We start from the raw sequence: 19,049 nt of genomic DNA on the forward strand, positions 1-19,049 counted from the left end.
ATGGCGACCCCCCTCAGGGACGTCCTCCACATCAGCGAGGAGCTGAGCGCGAACGACTTCGTGCTCAAGCTCAGCGACGGTGTGTCCCAGGTCAAGGCGACCCTGGACAGCTACGTCGTCACCCCCCAGCTCGCCGAGAGCTTCGACGCGGCGCTGTCGCTGGTGAAGGGCGCGCTGGAGAAGAACGCGAGCGACGCGGCGTTCCTGCACGGCTCGTTCGGCTCCGGTAAGAGCCACTTCATGTCGGTACTGCACGCCGTACTCGGGCACGACGCCGACGCCCGGGGGCTGCGCGGGCTGGAGCCGGTTCTGGCCAAGCACGACGCCTGGCTGGCGGACCGCAGGATCCTCTGCCTCACCTACCACCTGATCGGCGCCGAGTCGCTTGAGGCCGCCGTGCTCGGCGGGTACGTCGAGCAGATCCGTGCGCTGGAGCCCGGGGCGTCGCTGCCGGAGGTGCACAGCACCGACAGCCTGTTCGCCGATGCCGACAACCTGCGGGCCCGCCTCGGTGACGAGGCGTTCTTCACCGGGCTCGGGCAGAAGGCCGACCCCGGCTGGGGCGGCCTGGCCGGGAGCTGGGACGCCGTCTCCTACGAGGAGGCCCGGCGGGCGCCGGTCGGTGACGCCGGGCGCGGCAGCCTGGTCTCCGCGCTCGTCGCGGCCTACTTCACCGGCTACACCCGCGGCGCCTCCTACCTCCCGCTGGACGAGGGCCTGGAGGTGATCAGCGCCCACGCGGCGCGGCTCGGCTACGAGTGCGTCGTGCTCTTCCTCGACGAGCTGGTGCTCTGGCTCGCCTCCCGCAGCTCCGACCCCGCCTTCGTCGGCGAGGAGGGGTCCAAGGTCGCCAAACTGGTCGAGTCGGCCTCCAGCCGGCGCGCGGTGCCGCTGGTGTCGTTCGTCGCCCGCCAGCGTGACCTGCGCGACTTCCTCGGCACCAACATCCCCGGCGCGGAGCGGTACGCCATCGGCGAGACGTTCCGCTGGTGGGAGGACCGTTTCAACCGGGTCACGCTGGAGGACCGCAACCTCCCGGTCATCGTGAAGCACCGGCTGCTGAAGGAGCGGCCCGGCGCCGAGGGCGCGCTGGAGGCGGCCTTCGTCAAGGTGACCCGCGAGCCGAAGGTGTGGAACGTTCTTCTGGAGGGGCCGGACGGCTCCTCCGACGCGGCGGCGTTCCGCAGCACCTACCCGTTCTCCCCGGCGCTGGTCTCCACCATGGTCGCGCTGTCCGGCCTGCTCCAGCGGGAGCGCACCGCGCTGCGGACCATGGCCGAGCTGCTGCGCCGCGGCCGGGACGAGCTGACCGTCGACGACATCATCCCGGTCGGCGACGTCTACGACGTGCTGATGGACTCCGGGGTGGTGCCGCTCACCGACGAGATGAAGCAGCACTTCGCCAACGCGCGCACGCTGTACGAGGAGAAGCTGCTGCCCCGGCTGCTGGCCAGGCACCGGCTCGGCTCCGCCGAGGAGGCGCGGGGCCTGCCGCGCACCCACCCTTTCGTCACCGACTCCCGCCTGGTCAAGACCGCGCTGCTGGCCGCCCTCGCCCCCGGCGTCCCGGCGCTCGGCACGCTCACCGTGCAGAAGCTCGCCGCCCTCAACCACGGCACCATCACCACCCCGCTCAAGGGGATGGAGCACCGTCAGGTGCTGGCGCTCTTCCGGCATCTGGCGGACTCCGGGGTCAGCGAGATCCACTTCGCCGACGACCGGGCCAACCCGCTGATCAGCATCCAGCTCTCCGGGGTCGACTACGAGAGCGTGCTGGAGCGGGTCCGCAACCAGGACACCAAGGGTGAGCGCCGCCGCCTGCTGCGCGAGCTCGTCTTCGATTCGCTCGGCGTGACCGAGACGGCCGACGCGCTCGGCGGCGCCTACACCCACTCCTTCGTCTGGCGCGGCAGCCGCCGGGTGGTGGACATCGTCTACGGCAACATCCGCGACGAGGACGAGCTGAACCGGACGACTCTGCTCGCCGAGGGCGACCGCTGGAAGCTGGTCATCGACTTCCCGTTCGACGACACCGGGCACGGACCCGACCACGACCTCGCCCGCTTCGAGAAGCTGCAGCGAGAGGGCGTCGAGAGCCGGAGCGTGGCGTGGATCCCCGCCTTCTTCACCGAGGAGCGGGAGAAGGACCTCGGCGAGCTGGTCGCGCTGCGCTATCTGCTGGCCTCCAACGAGCGATACGAGCAGAACGCCAGCAACCTCTCGGTGCAGGATCGCGCCACCGCCAAGACGCTCCTCGCCAACCGGAAGACCACCCTGGAGGGCAAGCTCAGCGGAGTCATCCAGCAGGCGTACGGCGCGGCCAAGCGGGAGCCGGCCGACATCGACCTCACTCGCGGGCACAGCGAGTTCTTCGCCACCCTCGAACCCCGGCTCACCCTCGGGGCTCCGGTGGGCGCGCGGCTGTCGGAGTGCATGGCCCACCTGCTCGACCAGATGCTCAGCTCCCAGTATCCCGATCACCCGAGGTTCGCGAGCGAGGTCCGCAAGATGGAGGCGGCCACGGTGCTCCGGTACCTCGACGACGCCGCCGCCGAGGAGAGCGGACGCATCCCGATGCCGATGAAGGACCGGGATGTGCTCCGCAAGGTCGCCAACCCGCTCGGCGTCGGCGAGGCGCTGGAGAACGCCTTCCTGCTCAGCGCCGACACCTTCACCTGGCGCAAGCACTTCACCCAGCGCGCCGCCCAGGAGGGTCTTCATGAGGTCATCGGCGTCGACCGGCTGATCGAGTGGATCGACCAGCCCCGTCCGCGTGGCCTCGACGCCACCACGCGCGGGTTGGTCATCGCCGCCTTCGCGCTCACCCAGGATCGCGAGTGGTTCGCCAACGGCGGCCCCGCCACCAGGCCCCCGCTGGAGCGGATCGACGGCGGCTACGAGCTGCGCCTTCCCCGGCTGCCCGACGAGCCGGTCTGGGAGCGGGCGGTGAAGCGCGCCGCCACGGTGTTCGGGGTGCAGGTCCCGTCGTTGCGGACGGCGGCCAACGTCGGCCGCCTGGCCTCCATGGTCCGCGAGAAGACCCGCGAACTGCAGGGCCCTTCCCGCAGGCTCGTCATCGCGCTCGGCGTCCACCGCGGCGTGCTGGGCCTTCCAGAGGATGCGGGCAGGCTGTCCACCGCCCTAGACGTCGACGCCCTGATCACCAAGGTGCTCAGTGAGAGCGACAACGCCGATCTCATCCGGACCCTGGCGGAGACGAGGGTCTCGGTCGCGGAGGAGGTCCTCGCCACCTCGCTCATGTCCGCCCCGAAGGTCGCGGCCGACCTGGAGCGGATGGACTGGGGTCTGTTGGACGCCATCGTCTCGATCTCCCACGAGCCGCGGGCCGCCTCGGTACTGCAGAGCCTCCGTGAGGCGGCCCTCCATAACGAGTTCCAGAAGCACCTGGGGCCGGTGCTGGAGGAGACGCGACGCGAGGCCCAGATGATCCTGGCGAGCCGGGTCGTCCCGACGCCGCCGGTCGTCCCGGGAGGGGGAACCGGCGGCGGGACCGTGAACCCCGGTGGCGGGTCCGTGAGCCCTGGTGGTCGCGGCGTGGGCCCGGCCGGCAAGCCCGTGAGCCCTGGCGGCGGGTCCGTGGTCCCCGGCCGGGTGGAGCCCGCCGCGGACGGATCGATTACGGTCGGTGCCGCACGTATTTCCGACGCACTGGAGGAACTGCGGGCCTTCGCGAATCTTCACCCCGGCGCGGAGATCACCATCACCTGGAGCGTACGTAAGTGATCGAGTCCCCCCGGTCCTCCCCCCAGTCGACCCGGCCGTCCCTGGCCGTCGCGACCGTGCCGCTGGTCCGCTCGATCGTCGGCAAGCTGCAGAGCTCCGGCCGGCAGCGCCGCGTCGTCGGCATCCAGGCCCGCCTCGAATGGCCCGGTGAGCCGGAGTTCGAGCTGAACGGCAGCCCGGTGCGGGTCGAGATCTGTCCGTCCCCGCTCGCCGTACGGGAGGCGATGCTCCGGCACGGCGACGGCTACCTCGTCGTCCTCACCGACCTCGACGACGCCGACCTGGGCATCGGCATCCGCGCTCACCTCGTCAACGAGGGCCGGCTGGTCACCCTACGGCCGTGGGACATGCTCAAGCAGTCCTTCGAGGCGCGCGACATCGACCCGCTGCTGCTGGACGAGGGGTGGGCCGCCGGGGCGCTGGCCCGCTGGGAACCCGCCGAGGGCTGGCCGAAGGCCCCCGGTGGGACGCTCACCCGCGACCACGCCCTCGCCCACCTCGCCTCGGTGGTGTTCGGCAGTTCCCGCGACGGCTACCGCTACGTCACCCCGCCGTACCCCGACGCGCTCGGGTTGCTGCGCTGGAGCCTCGACCCGGTCGCGGTCCACCGCCTGGCCTCGCTTCCCGCCGAGGTCCGCGAGGGTCTCACCGGCTGGCTCGGCGCCATTACCGGGGTCGCGGGGACGTGGACCCTGCGCGCCGCGGCGGCCGGGAACGGCGGTGACGCCGTACCGCTCGCACTGGTCGCCGGCCTGCTGTGGCGCGACAAGGCGTCGGCCACCGCCGAGGCCCGCGGGCTGGTCAGGGCCAGGATCGGCGGGAGAGACCTGCCCGCCGACCAGGCGCAGACGTGGGCGAGAGCGGCGGAGGCGCTGGTCGCCCAGCTCGACCGGCCGGACACCCTGCTGGAGCGGGCCGAGTCGCTGCTGCGGGAGTTCAACGCCGAAAGGCTCCTGGTCACCTCCGCTCTGCTGCCCGGCTCCTACGGGTTGCGGCTGCGCGCCTTCGCCACGGCGGTGCGGCGATGCCTCCCCGCCCCGGACAACGTCGCGCTGGAACAGGCCGAGAAGGCGTACGCCACCCTCGCGGCGCACGAGCTGGCCGGGTTCAGCGAACGCACCCGCGCAGCGAAGATGGCTCTGCGGCTGATCCGCTGGCTGACGGTCCCCGGCGAGCCGTCCGCCACCCTCGCCGGCGCCCTGCACGAGCAGGTGCGGTCGGGCGCCTACGTGGAGTGGGCCTTCCGGGGTGTGCGCGACTCCGACGACAAGGTCGCCGCCGCCTACCGGGAACTGCTCACCGCCGTCGTCGCCCGCCGGAACGAACGCGACCGCGGGCTCGCCGGGCACCTGGCCGTCGCGGTCGCCGCCGACAGCGACCCCGGCACGCTCGTCCCGATCGAGTCCGCGCTGAGCGCCCTGGTCCGGCCGCTGGGCCGGTCGCTCCTGGTCGTCCTCGACGGGATGTCGGCCGGTGTCCTGGCCGAGCTGGCGGACAGCCTCACCGCCAGGCGGTGGACCGAGCTGGTCGACTCCTCGCTCGGGCACCGGCGGGTGCTGCTGCCGGCGCTGCCGACCGTGACCGAGGCGTGCCGTACCAGCCTGCTCACCGGGGCGCTGCACACCGGCGGGCAGCACGACGAGAAGACGGCCTTCCCCCAGGCTGTCGGTGACCCGCAGGCGCGGCTGTTCCACAAGGACGACCTGCGCGCCCCGGACGGGCACGCCCTCTCCCCGGCGGTGAAGTCGGCCATCGAGGGACCGGCCCGGGTCGTCGGCGTCGTGCTCAACGACATCGACGACTCGCTCGACAAGATGGACCCCGCCATCGAGTGGACGGCCGACCGGGTGCAGCGCCTTCCGGCCCTGCTGGAGGCCGCCCGCATCGCCGGCCGGCTGCTCGTCCTCACCTCCGACCACGGGCATGTGGTGGAACGCGGCGGCACGGCCCGCTCCGGCACCGGATCGGAGTCCGGACGCTGGCGGCCCGGGAAGAACCCGCCCGGGGACGGGGAGATCCTCGTCAAGGGCAGGCGGGTCCTCCTCGGCGGGGGCCACGTAGTGCTGCCCTGGCGTGAGGACATCCGCTACGGCCACAAGCGGGCGGGCTACCACGGCGGCGTGTCCGGGGCCGAAGTCGCGGTGCCGTTCGCAGTGTTCAGCGCCACACCCGTGGACGAGATCGCCGGATGGCGCCCCGCCCCGGCGCAGGAGCCCGTCTGGTGGAACAGCGGGGTCGCCGTCCGGCGGCCGGTGGCGGCGCCGCCCGCCGCGACACGCTCCAAGGCGCCCGAGGGGCAGGCCGAGCTGATCGGCCTGGAGGAGGTCGCCGCGCCCGCTCCGGCGGTCCGGCCCGGTTGGGAACGCTTCCTCGACGACCTCCTCGGTTCCGATGCGTACGCCGCGCAGCGGGCCCGCGCAGGCCGGGCCGCTCCCGACGACGCCCGGGTCCGCGCCGTGCTGGGCGCACTGCTCGCCAACGGCGGGCGGCTGCACGAGACCACCCTGTCCGCAGTCGCGGAGATCCCCGCCGCCCGGCTGCGGAACGTGCTGGCGGCGGTCCGCCGGGTGCTCAGCATCGACGGTTACGATCCGGTAGGTTACGACCCCGACGAGGTGACGGTTCTGCTCGACGCGGCCCTGCTCGCCGAGCAGTTCGGAATCGCCGGGCCATGACGGGTGATGCCGGTGGCGAGGCGGTCCGGGCCAGTGGGAGCGGTGTGCTCCGTACGGGTCGTCGTTTCGTCGAAGAGGACGGTCGGGTGAGGCAGGTGCGGTTCGGTGAAGGTCAGTGAGCGTCGCCGCCGCGAGGTGATCGACGCCCTGCGGCGCGGGACTGTGCCCTCCGCCGGCCTCGACCTCCTCGCCGTCGGCCTCGACCGTTTCGCCGCCGCGCTGGAGGCCGAGCTGGCGACGACCGCACAGGGCGGCGCGGTCTTCAAGGCCGTCAGGGGTGAGTACGGCGCCGGCAAGACCTTCTTCGCCCGGTGGCTCGCCGAACGCGCCAAGCAGAACGGCATGGCCGTCGCCGAGGTGCAGATCTCCGAGACCGAGACGCCGCTGCACCGGCTGGAGACGATCTACCGGCGGCTCTGCGAGAACCTCGCCACCGCCGAGTTCCCGCCCAGCGCGCTGCGCTCGGTCGTGGACGCATGGATGTTCACCCTGGAGGAGGACGCCCTGTCGGCGGGGGTCCCCGAGTCCGACGCCGAGGCGCTGGACCGGGCCGTCGAGGCGCTCCTGGAGAAACGGCTGGCCGAGGTCAGCCGGTCCGCCCCGACGTTCGCCGCCGCGCTGCGCGGATACCGCACCGCCGTCGCCGCCGGAGATCCGGCGACCGCCGAGGGGGTGCTCGCCTGGCTGGGCGGGCAGCCGCACGTGGCGGCCTCGGCCAAGCGGGCCGCGGGGGTGCGCGGCGACCTCGACCACTTCGGTGCCCTCGGCTTCCTCCAGGGGCTGCTGACCGTGCTGCGCGACTCGGGACATCCAGGCCTGCTGCTCGTGCTGGACGAGGTGGAGACACTGCAGCGGGTCCGCTCCGACGTCCGGGACAAGGCGCTGAACGCGCTGCGGCAACTCGTCGACGAGGTCGACTCCGGCCGGTTCCCCGGCTTGTACGTGCTCGTCACCGGCACCCCGGCGTTCTTCGAGTCGCACCAGGGACTGCAGCGGCTGCCGCCCCTCGCCTCCAGGCTGGCGGCAGACTTCACCACCGACCCGCGCTTCGACAACCCGCGCGCCGTGCAGATCCGGCTGCCCGGCTTCACCCGTGACGGGCTGCTGGAACTGGGCGCCAAGGTGCGTGACCTCTACGCCACGGGAGCCTCGCCCCGGGTCCCGGCCGTGGTCGACGACGACTACATCGCCTCGCTGGCGGCGGCGGTCGCCGGTTCGCTCGGCGGCAAGGTGGGAGTGGCGCCGCGGGTCTTCCTGAAGAAGCTCGTCGGAGACGTGCTCGACCGGGTCGACCAGTTCCCCGACTTCGACCCCCGGCGGCACTACCGGCTCACCGTGGCTTCGGGGGAGCTGAACGACGTCGAGCGCAACGCGCTGTCGGTCGACGACGTCGAGCTGGACCTGACGTGAGTGCGGAGGACCTGCACCCCGTCGTCCTCCACCACATCGTCAACACCCTCGGCTGGCCGAAGCTGCGACCGCTGCAGGAGGCGGCGGTCGCACCGCTCCTCGCCGGATCGGACGCGCTGCTGCTGGCGCCGACCGCCGGAGGCAAGACCGAGGCGGTGATGTTCCCGTTGCTCAGCCGGATGACCTCGGCGAACTGGCGGGGCCTGTCCGTCCTCTACGTCTGCCCTCTCAAGGCACTACTCAACAATCTCCTGCCCCGCCTGGACTTCTACGCCGCCTGGACAGGCCGGCGGGTGGCGCTCTGGCATGGGGACGTGTCCGGCAACCGGCGCAGGCAGATCCTTCGCGACCCACCGGACATCTTGCTCACCACACCCGAGTCGATCGAGTCGATGCTGGTCAGCGTGAACGTCGACCATCGGCAGCTCTTCGAGCGGCTCCGGGCGGTCGTGGTGGACGAGGTTCATGCCTTTGCCGGGGACGACCGGGGCTGGCATCTGCTGGCCGTACTGGAACGCCTCACCCGGCTGGCCGGGGGCCCGATCCAGCGGGTCGGCCTGTCGGCGACCGTGGGGAACCCGCCCGAGCTGCTGGGCTGGCTGCAGGGGTCTGGTGCGGGAGCCAGGCCGGGTGAGGTGGTCGCCCCGGACGTGGCGACCTCATCTGCGGACGGCCGGGTGGTCGTTTCCCCGTCCTCCCCGCCGACGCCTCCGGGGGACGTCCAGCTCGACTACGTCGGGTCGGTGGCCAACGCCGCGGCGCTCCTCGCCGCGCTGCACCGGGGCGAGAAGCGGCTCGTCTTCTGCGACTCCCGGCGGCTGGTCGAGGAGCTCGGCCACGCGCTGCGCTCCCGCGGCGTCACCACGTTCCTCTCCCACGCGTCACTGTCGGCGGACGAACGCCGACGGTCCGAGCAGGCTTTCGCCGAGGGGCGGGACTGCGTCATCGTCGCCACCTCCACTCTGGAGCTCGGCATCGACGTCGGAGACCTCGACCGGGTCATCCAGATCAACGCGCCGACCACGGTCGCCTCCTTCCTCCAGCGGATCGGCCGCACCGGCCGCAGGCCGGGAACCACCCGCAACTGCCTGTTCCTCGCGCTGGACGAGGAGTCGCTTCTGCGGGCCGCCGGGCTCCTGCATCTGTGGGGGCAGGGTTTCGTCGAGCCGGTCCGTGCGCCGTCCGAGCCCCGCCACATCGTGGCCCAGCAACTGCTCGCCCTGTGCCTGCAGGAACACCGAGTGGGAGATCGGACCTGGAAGGAGTGGTGGAACGGCCTCGGTCCCTTCGGCCCCTCCGCCACCGTGATTCTCCGGCACCTGGTCGACCAGGGCTACCTCGATGAGGACCAGGGGATGCTCTTCATCGGCCCGGAGGCCGAACGCCGCTTCGGCCGGCGGCACTTCATGGACATGACCGCGGTCTTCACCGCCGCGCCCGAGTTCACCGTGCTGAACGGGCGGAAGGAGATCGGGAAGACCGATCCGGCGCTGCTGACGGAGGAGGTCCAAGGGCCCCGTCTGCTGCTGCTCGCCGGCCGTACCTGGCGGGTCACCTACATCGACTGGGCACGACGGCGTTGCTTCGTCGAGGCCGCGGACGGCCGGGGCAAGGCGCGCTGGGGCGGCACCGGCCACGGCGGCCTGTCATACGCGCTCACAAGGAGCATGTGGACGGTCCTCCTCGGAGCCGACCCCCCCGTACGGCTCAGCCGGAGGGCGACCGAACGGCTGGCCGCCCTCCGGGAGTCATCTCCCGCCTCGGTCCATCCCAGGGGAACGGTGATCACGCGGGACTCCTCGGCGGATGACGTGCGCTGGTGGACCTGGGCGGGGTTCCGCGCCAACGCCACACTCGCCGCGACACTGGAGGGCATCGCGGTGCCAGGTCAGCGGGTCGGCGACGAGTCCGTCCGCCTCCGCAGCGACCTCACCCCGGAGATGTGGCGGGTGGGGACCGCCGACGCCGCCGACCGGCTGTGCCTGCCCGACGTGGACGAAAAAGCACTGCACGGGCTGAAGTTCAGCGCGGCCCTCCCCGAACGCCTGGCCGTCGCCACATTGGCCACTCGGCTGGCCGATCTCGACGGTGCCGCCGCCGTACTCGGTGAACCGGTGCGATGGACGACGACGCGATAGGGCTCCAACCTCGCCGGTTCATCGCCGAGCCGCCGCACCGGAATCCCATGCCGGAATGACAGGCCATGGGCGGGGCGCCCTCCACGGCGGAGCCACTGCCCTGACCTCGTTCGTCCCGGGAGGGCGGGCGTCACAGGGGATCGGTCCCATCGGGAAGAGTGCTGTCGATCAGCTCGGAAAGGAACTCCCGGGTCGCTGGATCGACAGCGTAGATGACGACTCCCCGGAGGCCGCGAGTGAGCAGGACCTTGTAGGTGTTGCGGATCAGGCGATCAAACCGCTCGGGAGTGACTCCCTTCTTCGTCAGTTCACCGTCCTTGCACGCCTCTCGCTCGGTCACGAGCTTCCCGCCGCGTGCGACGAGGTCAGGACCGATGATCACTCCCGCCCAGTCGAACTCCATGCCTTGAGCTGTGTAGATGCAGCCGATCTGTTCGAAGCCTCCCTTCTCGGTTGCCCACAGTGCCTTGGGTGGAGCGTCGCCCACCCAGCTTGTGGAGTTGGCGTTCCAAGGACGAGCCCAGTCTCCGATCTCGACATCGGGAGTGAGGGTTTTGGCATCGGTATCCACCTTGGTCCATGGCCAGCAGAATCCTGCGGTCATGCGGGCCGACCATCCATCGGAGATCTTCTCCCGAAGGACACGCTCCATCTCCTCGGGTGACGCGGCCAGGACCACTTCGAAGGCGGGGTCCTTCACCCAGGGCTTCGGGCCGGAACCATCCCATGCGCTGTCCTCATCACCCAGCCCCAGTAGCCGGCGGACCCACTCGTCATAGAGGGCACTGCCGCCGCAGCGCCACTGCCCATCCAACGAGATGTACCTGAAGTGCACATCGAGTTGCTGGGCCTGAGCCTTGATCGCTGCTACTGTTCCGACCTCTCCCGGACGGACCACCTGGTGTTCGTCGAGGAGGAAGACCGGGACCCGGCAGGACTCGATGATGTCCTCGATCTGTGGACGATCGCTTCCGAGCGCCGGCTGCCACCGGTTGAATGTCTTCTTGCGCAGGCGATGGGACTCGTCAGCGACGATCACATCGAGGTAGGGATGTCTGCGGGTGAAGTCGCTGAAGTAGACGAACAGGTCCTTGATTCTCTTGTTACGCCATCCGGCGTGCCGGCGCAGTGTCTCCGTGAGCGCCTGGGAACCTGTCGCAAAGCGCACCTTGTAGTCTTTCTCGCTCAGCGTCGCCAGAAGCTCGATGGCGATGGCGCTCTTACCACTGCCGGGACCGCCCGTGATGACGACGATCCGCTTGCTGTTGGCCCGGTAGGACTGCTCGACCTCGTGCATGACCATCCTGAAGGCGTCATTCTGCCGCCCGAGGAGGACGAAGTGGTTGCGGCCTTTGAGTGAGTCGGCGGCCTGGGCAAGAAGGTGCTTGCTCGGCCGTGCGGTTCCGTTCAGCAGCCGATCCGCCGCCGGGGCCCCAGGTTCGTTCGAGAAGCGGTTCCGAAGGTGGTCGAGGAACGCACCACGCTCACTGAGGGTGAACAGCGGAACGGCTCTCTCTCCGGCGAGGTCGAAAAGCCTCCTGACGTTCTCGCGCGGCGCGTTGTGGAGATAGACCACACCGCTCAGAGCGTGCGGAACCCCCTGCAGGGCACCACAGTGGTTCCTGAGGTGCTCGCAGTACTGCTCGGCCTGGATGACCGGATGAGTCACCGGTTCGCGGAACCGGGTCGAGGGGATGACCATGTCGGGATCATCCTCGAAGAGGTCGGCGCTCCTCCACTGCTTCAACTCGATCGCCAGATAGGTGTCCCCGCCCGTGTCGCGATCGACTCCGGCCAGGACGACGTCGGCTTGGGTGATCTTGTTTCCGGGCATCGGGACTTCTATGAGGGCCTCCACCTTCCCGAGTCCCGCCTCCATCAGGTCACCGAAGAGGACCGGCAAACTGTTGGTCCAAGCCGCTCTCTGCCCGGGGGTGCTTCCCCGGCCGGTCTCCTTCTTCAAGTTCGTGGCGATGGTCTCCAACAGCCTTTTCTCCATCACCGATCCTGGGACGGAGAGCATTTCCGCGATTCTTTCGACCGGTGCCCGGTAGGCGGGAAGCGGCATCGCAACCATGGATTTCCCCAAGTGACACGAGAGTCTCGTGCGGTGTGGGGGCGTGTCCACGTCCGGATGAACGGCGGAAGCCCGTCGGGCCGCATTCTGTGATGTTGAGTTGTCGATCCGAAAAGGAGCGTCGATGAAGGGTGCGGGTCGTGCTCAGCTGTTCGGGGCCAGAAGCCGGGACAGGAACTCCTGGGTCCGCGGGTCTGTGGAGTGGACGAGGGTGCCCACCATTCCCCGCGTGAGCAGGACCTTGTAGGTGTTCCTGATCAGGCGGTCGGCCTGCTCGTCGGTCACATCCCGCTTCTTAAGCTCCGGGTCCCTGCTGGCCACGCGAACGGTGACGAGCCGACCGTCGCGGTAGACCAGGTCGGGGCCGAGGATGACCCCGTTCCAGTCGTACTCGAAGCCCTGTGCGGTGTAGACGCAGCCGACCTGCTCGAAGCCCCCCTCCTGCGTCGCCCACAGCGCGCTCGGCGGCGCGTCGCCCACGGCCCGGTCGCCCTTGACGTTCCAAGGACGGGACCAGTCGCCGATCCGGACGTCGTGGACGAGGGTGTCGTCCTTGCGCGGGTCGCTCCACGGCCAGCAGAAACCGGCCGTCATGCGGGCGGAGTAGTCCTTCTTCTGCCTGTCGCGTAGGAGGGACTCCAACTCGTACGGCGAGTCCGCCAGGGACACGGCGAAGTGGTCGTCGCCGGTCCATGCTTCGGGGCCGTCGCCGTCCAGGCCGAGCAGGCGCAGCACCCACTGCTCGTAGGCGCGGCTGCCGCCACAGCGGAACTGTCCGTCGAGGGAGACCTCGTGGACGCGGAACCCGCGGGCCTCGGCGTGCTCCCTGATCTCGGCGACGGTGCCCAGCTCGCCGGGCCGTACGACCTGGTGCTCGTCCAGCAGGAAGACCGGCACCCGCGCGGCGTCGATCAGCTCGTCGATCTGGCGGCGGTCGCTGCGCAGCCGGGCGGGGGTGTAGCGGTTCTGCGAGGTCTCGCGGATCCGGTGCGCCTCGTCGCAGACCAGCACGTCGAGGCCGTTCCGTTCGGCCTGCATGAAGCTGTTGAAGTACTTGAACAGGCCCTTCACCTTCGAGGAGCCCTTGCCGGGGACACGGCGCAGCGTCTCGGTGAAGGAGCGGGAACCCGTGGCGTGCAGCACGGTCCGCCCCTGCCGCGACAGCTCGCCCAGCAGGGACAGCGCGATGACGCTCTTGCCGCTTCCCGGGCCGCCGGAGACGATGACGACCTCCTTGGAGTCGGCCCCGCGCGCCCGGTCCACGGCGTTCAGGACGATCTCGTAGGCCAGCCGCTGCTCGTCCAACAGGACGAACTGCTTACGATCCCTGATCTCCTCGGCGGCGAGCTTGAGGAGCTGCTTGGAGGGCCGTACGGCGCTGCTCAGCAGCCGGTCGGCCGCACCTGCTCCCGGAAGCGGGGCGAACCGGTCCCGAAGGTAGTCGACGAAGGCGCCGCGCCGGGTCTTGGTGAACAGCCGGGTGCGCTCGTCCTGGACGTGCCCGTAGAGGTCCTCGACGTCGAGGTCGGCGGCGTTGTGCAGGTAGGCCACACCCCGGAGCGCATCGTCCCGGCCGGCCAGGGCGCCGACGAAGTCGGCGAGGTAGTCGCAGTAGTCCCGTACCTGAAACGACGGGTGCAGCCTGGGGCCGCCCGGCAGGCCCTCGACGAGCACCAGCTTCGGATCGTCCTCGAACCGCTCCGCGCGGCTCCACTGCTTGAGCTCCACGACCACGTAGGCGTCTTCGCCCGTACGGCGATCCACCCCGGCGAGCACCACGTCGGCCCGCTTGCTGGTCAGCGGGAGCTGGTACTCCACCAGCATCTCGACGCCGCCGAGCCCGGCGTCCAGGAGGTCCTGGGCGAGGACGGGAAGGCTGCGCTCCCACGACCTGCGCTCAGCCAGGGAGGGGTTGATCCGCGCCGTCCTTCGGAGACACTCGGCGATGACCTCGCTGAGCCGTCTTTCGGGAACCGAGCCGTCGGTCGCCAGTCTGGCCAGACCTTCGGCGGAGTGCCGGAACGCCGTCACGGACCTACCCCCAGGCAGCACGAGAGACTCGTGCGGTATGGGGGCGTGTCCGCGTGGATCAGACGATCAAGCGATCAGGTGATCAGACGATCAGCGGAAGCCCGTCGGGCCGCATCACTACGCCAGGAACATTACAGCGATCTTCCGACGAAATCAGACGAGTGGCAGGGGCTTTCAGCCGGTCTTCGAGGGTTTCTATCGGAAAGCGGTTTTTATTCTGGTCGATGCTGTTCTCATGCACCGTCGTCCTCGCGTCGGTCGTTCCGGTCCAGCGTGCCGTCGGACCGTCGCAGTCGGACCGGAAAGGCGTCGCGCCGTCAGACGGTGTCGGATGACGCCCTCCCGGCCCGTCCTCGCGTGGTCCGTACCGGGAAGCGTTTCTCGTTCTGGTCGATTTTGGCGTGGGTGGCCTTGATGAGGTCCACGTTCAGCACGTCGGCGAGGCGGACCAGGTAGGTGACGACGTCGGCCAGCTCGGACCTGACGCGTTCGGCGGCCTCAGGATCGTCCATGACCGCGGCCGACTCCTCGGGCGTCAGCCACTGGAACTCCGCTACGAGTTCGCCGGCTTCTCCGGCGAACGCCATGGCGAGGTTCTTGGGCGTGTGGAACCGCTCCCAGTCGCGCTCCCGCGCGAACCGCCGCAGGCGGTCGGCGAGATCTCCGAGCTCCGTCATGCGAGCACGCTACCGAAGGGTGCCCCGGTGCAGTCATCCGCTGCGGCTTCGGAAGATTGGATGGTGAACTCCGCGACCTGCGGCGGAACCCCAACGATCGAGGACGCCCGCATCCCCTGCGCCGGGGTTGTCGCACTGCTCTGGGCGAGACCACCTGGAGCGGATCCGCCGTACCGCCTGAGCGTTACAGCGCAGGTGGCCCGGGATGCCGTTGGCTGTGAACCGGCCGTCGGGACGTCGGCTGCGGGTGTAATGATCAGGTTGGATTTGCCGATCTTGCAGCTATGACGTCGCGGACGGAGCTCACCCGACAGATCTTGTTTATGGCCGCCCGGGTTCTGGCCGATCACCCCGAGGGCCTGCCTGTTTATGAGATTTTGCTCCTGGTTCAGAGTCAGATGCCAGATCTGGCCCAGGAGTGGAGCAAGGGAGGGGTGGCGAGTAATACGCCGGAACTGGCTCTCCGATGGAAGAGCGGTGGCCTGGGGAAGTCCGGTTGGATCACCAAGGCGCATGGCCGCTGGTACCTGACCCCGCTCGGCAGTCTCGCCCTCGAGCGGCATAGGGACGTTTCCTCTTTCGTCGCCGAGTCGCATACCGGATATGTCTACTGGGAGAAGAACAGGAAGAGATTCGAGGCTGTCGAGCGCCTGCTGGAGGCCGTACCCGTAGGGCACTGGGTCCCGGCCGAGGACCTGGCGGCCCAGACGGGTGTGGACGCTCCCCACCTGGTCGGGTGGCTTCAGGGGGAGCGGCCCGAGGGCTGGCACCGAGTGCTCGATCGGGACGGCGGCATTCCGGAAGACGCCCACGCCGACGAGCGTCTGCGCAGGACCTGGCAGAAGATGCTCGACGAGGAGGGGCTGCACGCCGTACTCGGCATGGCACCGGCGGGGCGGCGGATCTCCGGCGCCGACCTGCGCCAGCTCCTCGACGAGGACGCGGACACGAACCCGGATGCGGATTCCGGTGGCTCAGAGCGCTCGCGCCGCGCCTGGTTCGTCCGGGGCTCCAACGTGCGGGGCGGGAACCTGGTGCCGGACTGGCTGGCGGAGGGCTACTGTTCGCTTCCGGCTGCCAGGCTGCGTGAGCTGCCGCCGGGCGTGAGCCAGGAAGCGGTCCGGGCGGCCGTGGACGAGGACTATGAGGACGCCTCCTACGGAGAGCGGGTGAAGAAAACGGCCGAGTTCTACGCGTTCCTGTCGCGGATGCGGGAGGACGACCTGGTGCTCACCGAGGACGGGGACAGGATCTACCTGGGTCACCTCACCGGAGGCCCGGTGTTCGAACCCGACGATGACGGTTTTTCCGACCTGCGGCGTACGGTCACCTGGCTGAACGCGGAGTCGCCGCTGAACCGCGCCGACGACCTGCGGGCCGAGATATCGGCGAAGTTCGCGACCCAGCATGACGTGCTGAACCTGACGGAGTTCGCCGAGGAACTGGAACGGCTGAGCAGGCCGGAACTGCCGAGACCCCCGGTCGCCCGGAGGATGACGCTTCCCGACGCCGACGACGAGCTGGCCAGGACGCTGCTCGTCGACCGTGACTGGCTGCAGGAGTGCGTCGAGCTGCTCCGCGACCGTCCGCAGCTGGTCTTCTACGGGCCGCCTGGCACCGGCAAGACCTATCTCGCCCAGGAGCTCGCGCACTTCCTGGCGGGCGGCAGGCCGGAGAACGTCAAGCTCGTGCAGTTCCACCCGGCCTACTCCTACGAGGACTTCTTCGAGGGGTTCCGGCCGGTGCAGACCCCCGACGGGCAGGGGGTGACCTTCAAGCCGCTGCCCGGACCGCTGCTGCGCCTGGTGGACGCCGCCCGGCAGCGGCCCGAGGAACCGTACGTCCTGATCATCGACGAGATCAACCGCGGCAACCTGGCGAAGATATTCGGGGAGCTGTACTTCCTGCTGGAGTACCGCAGGAGGGCCATCGACCTGCTCTACTCCTCCGCCGAGGGGACAGGCCAGGCGTTCACCCTGCCGGAGAACCTCGTCATCCTCGGCACGATGAACACCGCTGACCGGTCGATCGCCCTGGTCGACGCGGCCATGCGGCGCCGGTTCGCGTTCGTCGAGCTGCATCCGGAGGAGACGCCGACCCGGGAGATGCTCGGCCGGTGGCTCGGGGAGCGGGACCTGCCGGACGACGCGGCCCGCCTCCTGGCCGAGCTCAACGCCCGCATCGACGACCGCGACTTCAAGATCGGCCCCTCCTACCTCATGCGGGAGGGCATCCATCGGGACGGCAGGGGCTTCGAGCGGGTCTGGCGGACGCAGATCCTGCCGCTGCTGGAGGAGCACCACTACGGCGACGGCGTCGACGTCTCCCAGCGGTACGGCCTGCCCGCGCTGCGGAAGGCCCTCAGACTCGACCAGGAGCCGGGAGAGGCGGCGGGGGAGCCCGCTTCGTGATCAGCCTGGTGGAAGGGGACCCACCCGTCGAGTGCGAGCTGACGGCCGGGCAGGCGGCGGCTTTGGCGGCGGCGAAGGCCGTCCGGGTGACCCCTGGCCCGCACGCCGGGCTGTGGCGGGTCCGCGACAACGGCTACGTCGGCGCGGCCGTCATCGGCGGGGTGGAGGTGCGGATCGCCCCGAAGGTCCCGGTGGACCGCGTCTTCTTCCTCCTCGGATATGCCCGCCGGCTCGGCGGCTGGCGGCAGGAGGAGGTGGACGCCGGGGAGCACCCCGACCTGCTCCCCGCGCTGGCGCACGCCTACGCCAGGGCCGCCGACCGCGCCCTGCGGCAGGGCGTGCTCCAGGGATACCGGGAGGCGGAGGAGGCGCTGCCGGTCGTCCGCGGCCGGATCCGCGAGGCCGACCAGCTCCGCCGCCGGTACGGCCTGCCGCTGCCGGTCGAGGTCCGCTACGACGACTACACCGTCGACATCGCCGAGAACCGGCTGCTGCTGGCCGCCTCGGCGCGGCTGCTGCGGCTGCCGGGCCTCGCCGTACCGACCCGCAGGACGCTGCGGCACGTCATCGCCAGGCTGGCGGGCGTCACCCCGCCGGTGCCGGGGCGGCCCGCGCCGGTCTGGCGGCCCAGCCGGCTCAACACCCGCTACCACACCGCGCTCGGGCTGGCAGAGCTCGTACTGCGCGGCGCCTCCTACGAACTCGACGACGGCACCGCCGTCCGGGTGGACGGCCTGCTCGTGGAGATGTGGCGGGTGTTCGAGGACTTCGTGACGGTGGCCCTGACCGAGGCGCTGCGGCCGTACGGCGGGCGCTGCGATCCGCAGGACCGCCGTCACCACCTGGACCACGGCGAGCGGGTCCGCCTCAGGCCCGACCTGGTGCGCTACGCCGCCGGTCCCGACGGGCGGGAGGTCCCGGCGGGGGTGGTGGACGCCAAGTACAAGATCTCCACCGGCCCCGACGGCCACAACGCCGACCTGTACCAGATGCTGGCGTACTGCACGGTGCTCGGCCTCGACCGGGGCCACCTGGTGTACGCCGAGGGGGAGGCCGAGCCGCACCGGCACGTGGTGCGCGGCACGGGCATCGAGATCGTCCGGCACGCCCTCGACCTGACCCTGCCGCCGATCGGGCTGCTCTCGGCCGTCGAACGGCTCGCGGGATCGATCGCCCGCGAAGCCCCGACCGGCGTTGGTCTTCGGGCGGAGATCTCACCGAGGCGGACGTAGCGGCCGGGGTCAGGAGGAGGCACCAGGTATGGCGGCGCCCAGAACAGGGCGGCTGAGATGGTGCGGGCCGATGATGACGCCGGTGATCCGGCCGGCGAGTGCCAGGGCCGCCGGAATGGGGTTGTCGAGAGTGGTCGTCGGCGGACGCCGTCCGGGGGCCCGCCGACGACCGGGGGTTGTGATGAAGAGGATCGGGTTGCCGCTCGCGGTTTGCGTCGTGCTCGGTTCCGGCTTGGTGTCCGGATGCGGAACATGCGGGGGGAAGGCCGAGGTGCATCGCGTGGCGCCGCCACCCGAGGAGGCATCTCCGGCCGAGGTGGTCCGGAGATACCTGGAGGCCGTGGCGGGCCATGACGACAGGACCGGCCGGACCATGTGGGATCGTCGCAGTCCGCAGTCCGCAGTACGAGGCCGAGTTCGGGAGTGTGGACAGCGGCTTCACCAACTGGACCAGCCTGACCGACGTGGAGGTCGGCGAGCCCGAGGTGGAGAGTTGCGGGGACATACGGCGGTGTGTGCGGGTGCCGGTGAGCTACACCTTCGAGCAGTGCGAGTTCTACACGACGGAGGACGGCCCCTACAGCGAGCGGTTCTTCCTGGAGCGAACCGGTGGCCGCTGGCTGATCAACGGACACGGCCAGGGTTGACGTCGAT

The 19,049-nt window shown here is 70.3% G+C and carries 11 protein-coding genes; 7 read left to right on the forward strand and 4 right to left on the reverse strand.

Going from position 1 to position 19,049, the window contains the following annotated elements; translation table 11 throughout:
• The 4 genes from ACFYSC_RS11985 (at window position 1) to ACFYSC_RS12000 (ending at window position 9,967) form a co-directional block, all read left to right on the forward strand.
• A complete protein-coding gene (locus ACFYSC_RS11985; protein ID WP_389960174.1) occupies window positions 1–3,744 on the forward strand; it encodes a DUF6079 family protein in 3,744 nt (1,247 codons plus the stop codon).
• A complete protein-coding gene (pglZ, locus tag ACFYSC_RS11990) occupies window positions 3,741–6,419 on the forward strand; it encodes a BREX-2 system phosphatase PglZ (RefSeq protein ID WP_389960176.1) in 2,679 nt (892 codons plus the stop codon). The genes ACFYSC_RS11985 and pglZ overlap by 4 nt, the downstream gene beginning before the upstream one ends.
• Window positions 6,420–6,524: 105 nt before the next feature.
• Entirely contained in the window at window positions 6,525–7,829 is a 1,305-nt protein-coding gene (gene brxD / locus ACFYSC_RS11995; RefSeq protein WP_389960178.1) for a BREX system ATP-binding protein BrxD, read from the forward strand.
• A complete protein-coding gene (locus ACFYSC_RS12000; RefSeq protein ID WP_389960180.1) occupies window positions 7,826–9,967 on the forward strand; it encodes a DEAD/DEAH box helicase in 2,142 nt (713 codons plus the stop codon). The genes brxD and ACFYSC_RS12000 overlap by 4 nt, the downstream gene beginning before the upstream one ends.
• 130 nt (window positions 9,968–10,097) lie before the next feature.
• Here the strand turns inward: ACFYSC_RS12000 and ACFYSC_RS12005 are convergent, their stop codons facing one another.
• From ACFYSC_RS12005 to ACFYSC_RS12020, 4 genes are all read right to left on the reverse strand, one after another.
• A complete protein-coding gene (locus tag ACFYSC_RS12005; protein ID WP_389960182.1) occupies window positions 10,098–11,966 on the reverse strand; it encodes a DUF2075 domain-containing protein in 1,869 nt (622 codons plus the stop codon).
• A gap of 222 nt (window positions 11,967–12,188) precedes the next feature.
• Window positions 12,189–14,075, reverse strand: coding sequence for a DNA/RNA helicase domain-containing protein (locus ACFYSC_RS12010; protein WP_389960184.1), 1,887 nt, complete (start codon window positions 14,073–14,075; stop codon window positions 12,189–12,191).
• An 82-nt stretch (window positions 14,076–14,157) separates the two neighbouring features.
• The gene (locus tag ACFYSC_RS12015; RefSeq protein ID WP_389960186.1) at window positions 14,158–14,316 is read right to left on the reverse strand and encodes a hypothetical protein; all 159 of its coding nucleotides are present in this window, start codon (window positions 14,314–14,316) and stop codon (window positions 14,158–14,160) included.
• A gap of 76 nt (window positions 14,317–14,392) precedes the next feature.
• Window positions 14,393–14,752 carry a nucleotide pyrophosphohydrolase gene (locus tag ACFYSC_RS12020; RefSeq protein WP_389960188.1) on the reverse strand — a complete coding sequence of 120 codons (360 nt, stop codon included), beginning with the start codon at window positions 14,750–14,752 and terminating at the stop codon, window positions 14,393–14,395.
• Between the two features lie 398 nt (window positions 14,753–15,150).
• On the opposite strand from ACFYSC_RS12020, the gene ACFYSC_RS12025 reads away from it, so the two are divergent.
• The 3 genes from ACFYSC_RS12025 to ACFYSC_RS12035 all read left to right on the forward strand — a co-directional run bounded on the left by ACFYSC_RS12025 (window position 15,151) and on the right by ACFYSC_RS12035 (window position 19,042).
• A complete protein-coding gene (locus tag ACFYSC_RS12025; RefSeq protein WP_389960190.1) occupies window positions 15,151–17,163 on the forward strand; it encodes an AAA family ATPase in 2,013 nt (670 codons plus the stop codon).
• Window positions 17,160–18,395 carry an McrC family protein gene (locus tag ACFYSC_RS12030; RefSeq protein WP_389960192.1) on the forward strand — a complete coding sequence of 412 codons (1,236 nt, stop codon included), beginning with the start codon at window positions 17,160–17,162 and terminating at the stop codon, window positions 18,393–18,395. Before ACFYSC_RS12025 ends, ACFYSC_RS12030 begins: the two co-directional genes overlap by 4 nt.
• 350 nt (window positions 18,396–18,745) lie before the next feature.
• Window positions 18,746–19,042, forward strand: a complete 297-nt coding sequence (locus ACFYSC_RS12035) for a hypothetical protein (protein ID WP_389960194.1) — start codon at window positions 18,746–18,748, stop codon at window positions 19,040–19,042.
• The last annotated feature ends 7 nt before the right edge of the window (window positions 19,043–19,049 follow it).

The sequence above is a fragment of the Streptosporangium sp. NPDC004379 genome (assembly GCF_042873875.1).
In the GTDB taxonomy this organism is placed as follows: Bacteria; Actinomycetota; Actinomycetes; order Streptosporangiales; family Streptosporangiaceae; genus Streptosporangium.

Bases quoted from the DNA above. Each gene is read 5' to 3' on its own strand.
- ACFYSC_RS11985 (WP_389960174.1), top strand. From the start codon at position 1: ATGGCGACCCCCCTCAGGGACGTCCTCCACATCAGCGAGGAGCTGAGC.
- ACFYSC_RS12005 (WP_389960182.1), bottom strand. From the start codon at position 11,966: ATGGAGAAAAGGCTGTTGGAGACCATCGCCACGAACTTGAAGAAGGAG.
- ACFYSC_RS12020 (WP_389960188.1), bottom strand. From the start codon at position 14,752: ATGACGGAGCTCGGAGATCTCGCCGACCGCCTGCGGCGGTTCGCGCGG.
- ACFYSC_RS12025 (WP_389960190.1), top strand. From the start codon at position 15,151: ATGCCAGATCTGGCCCAGGAGTGGAGCAAGGGAGGGGTGGCGAGTAAT.
- ACFYSC_RS12035 (WP_389960194.1), top strand. From the start codon at position 18,746: ATGACGACAGGACCGGCCGGACCATGTGGGATCGTCGCAGTCCGCAGT.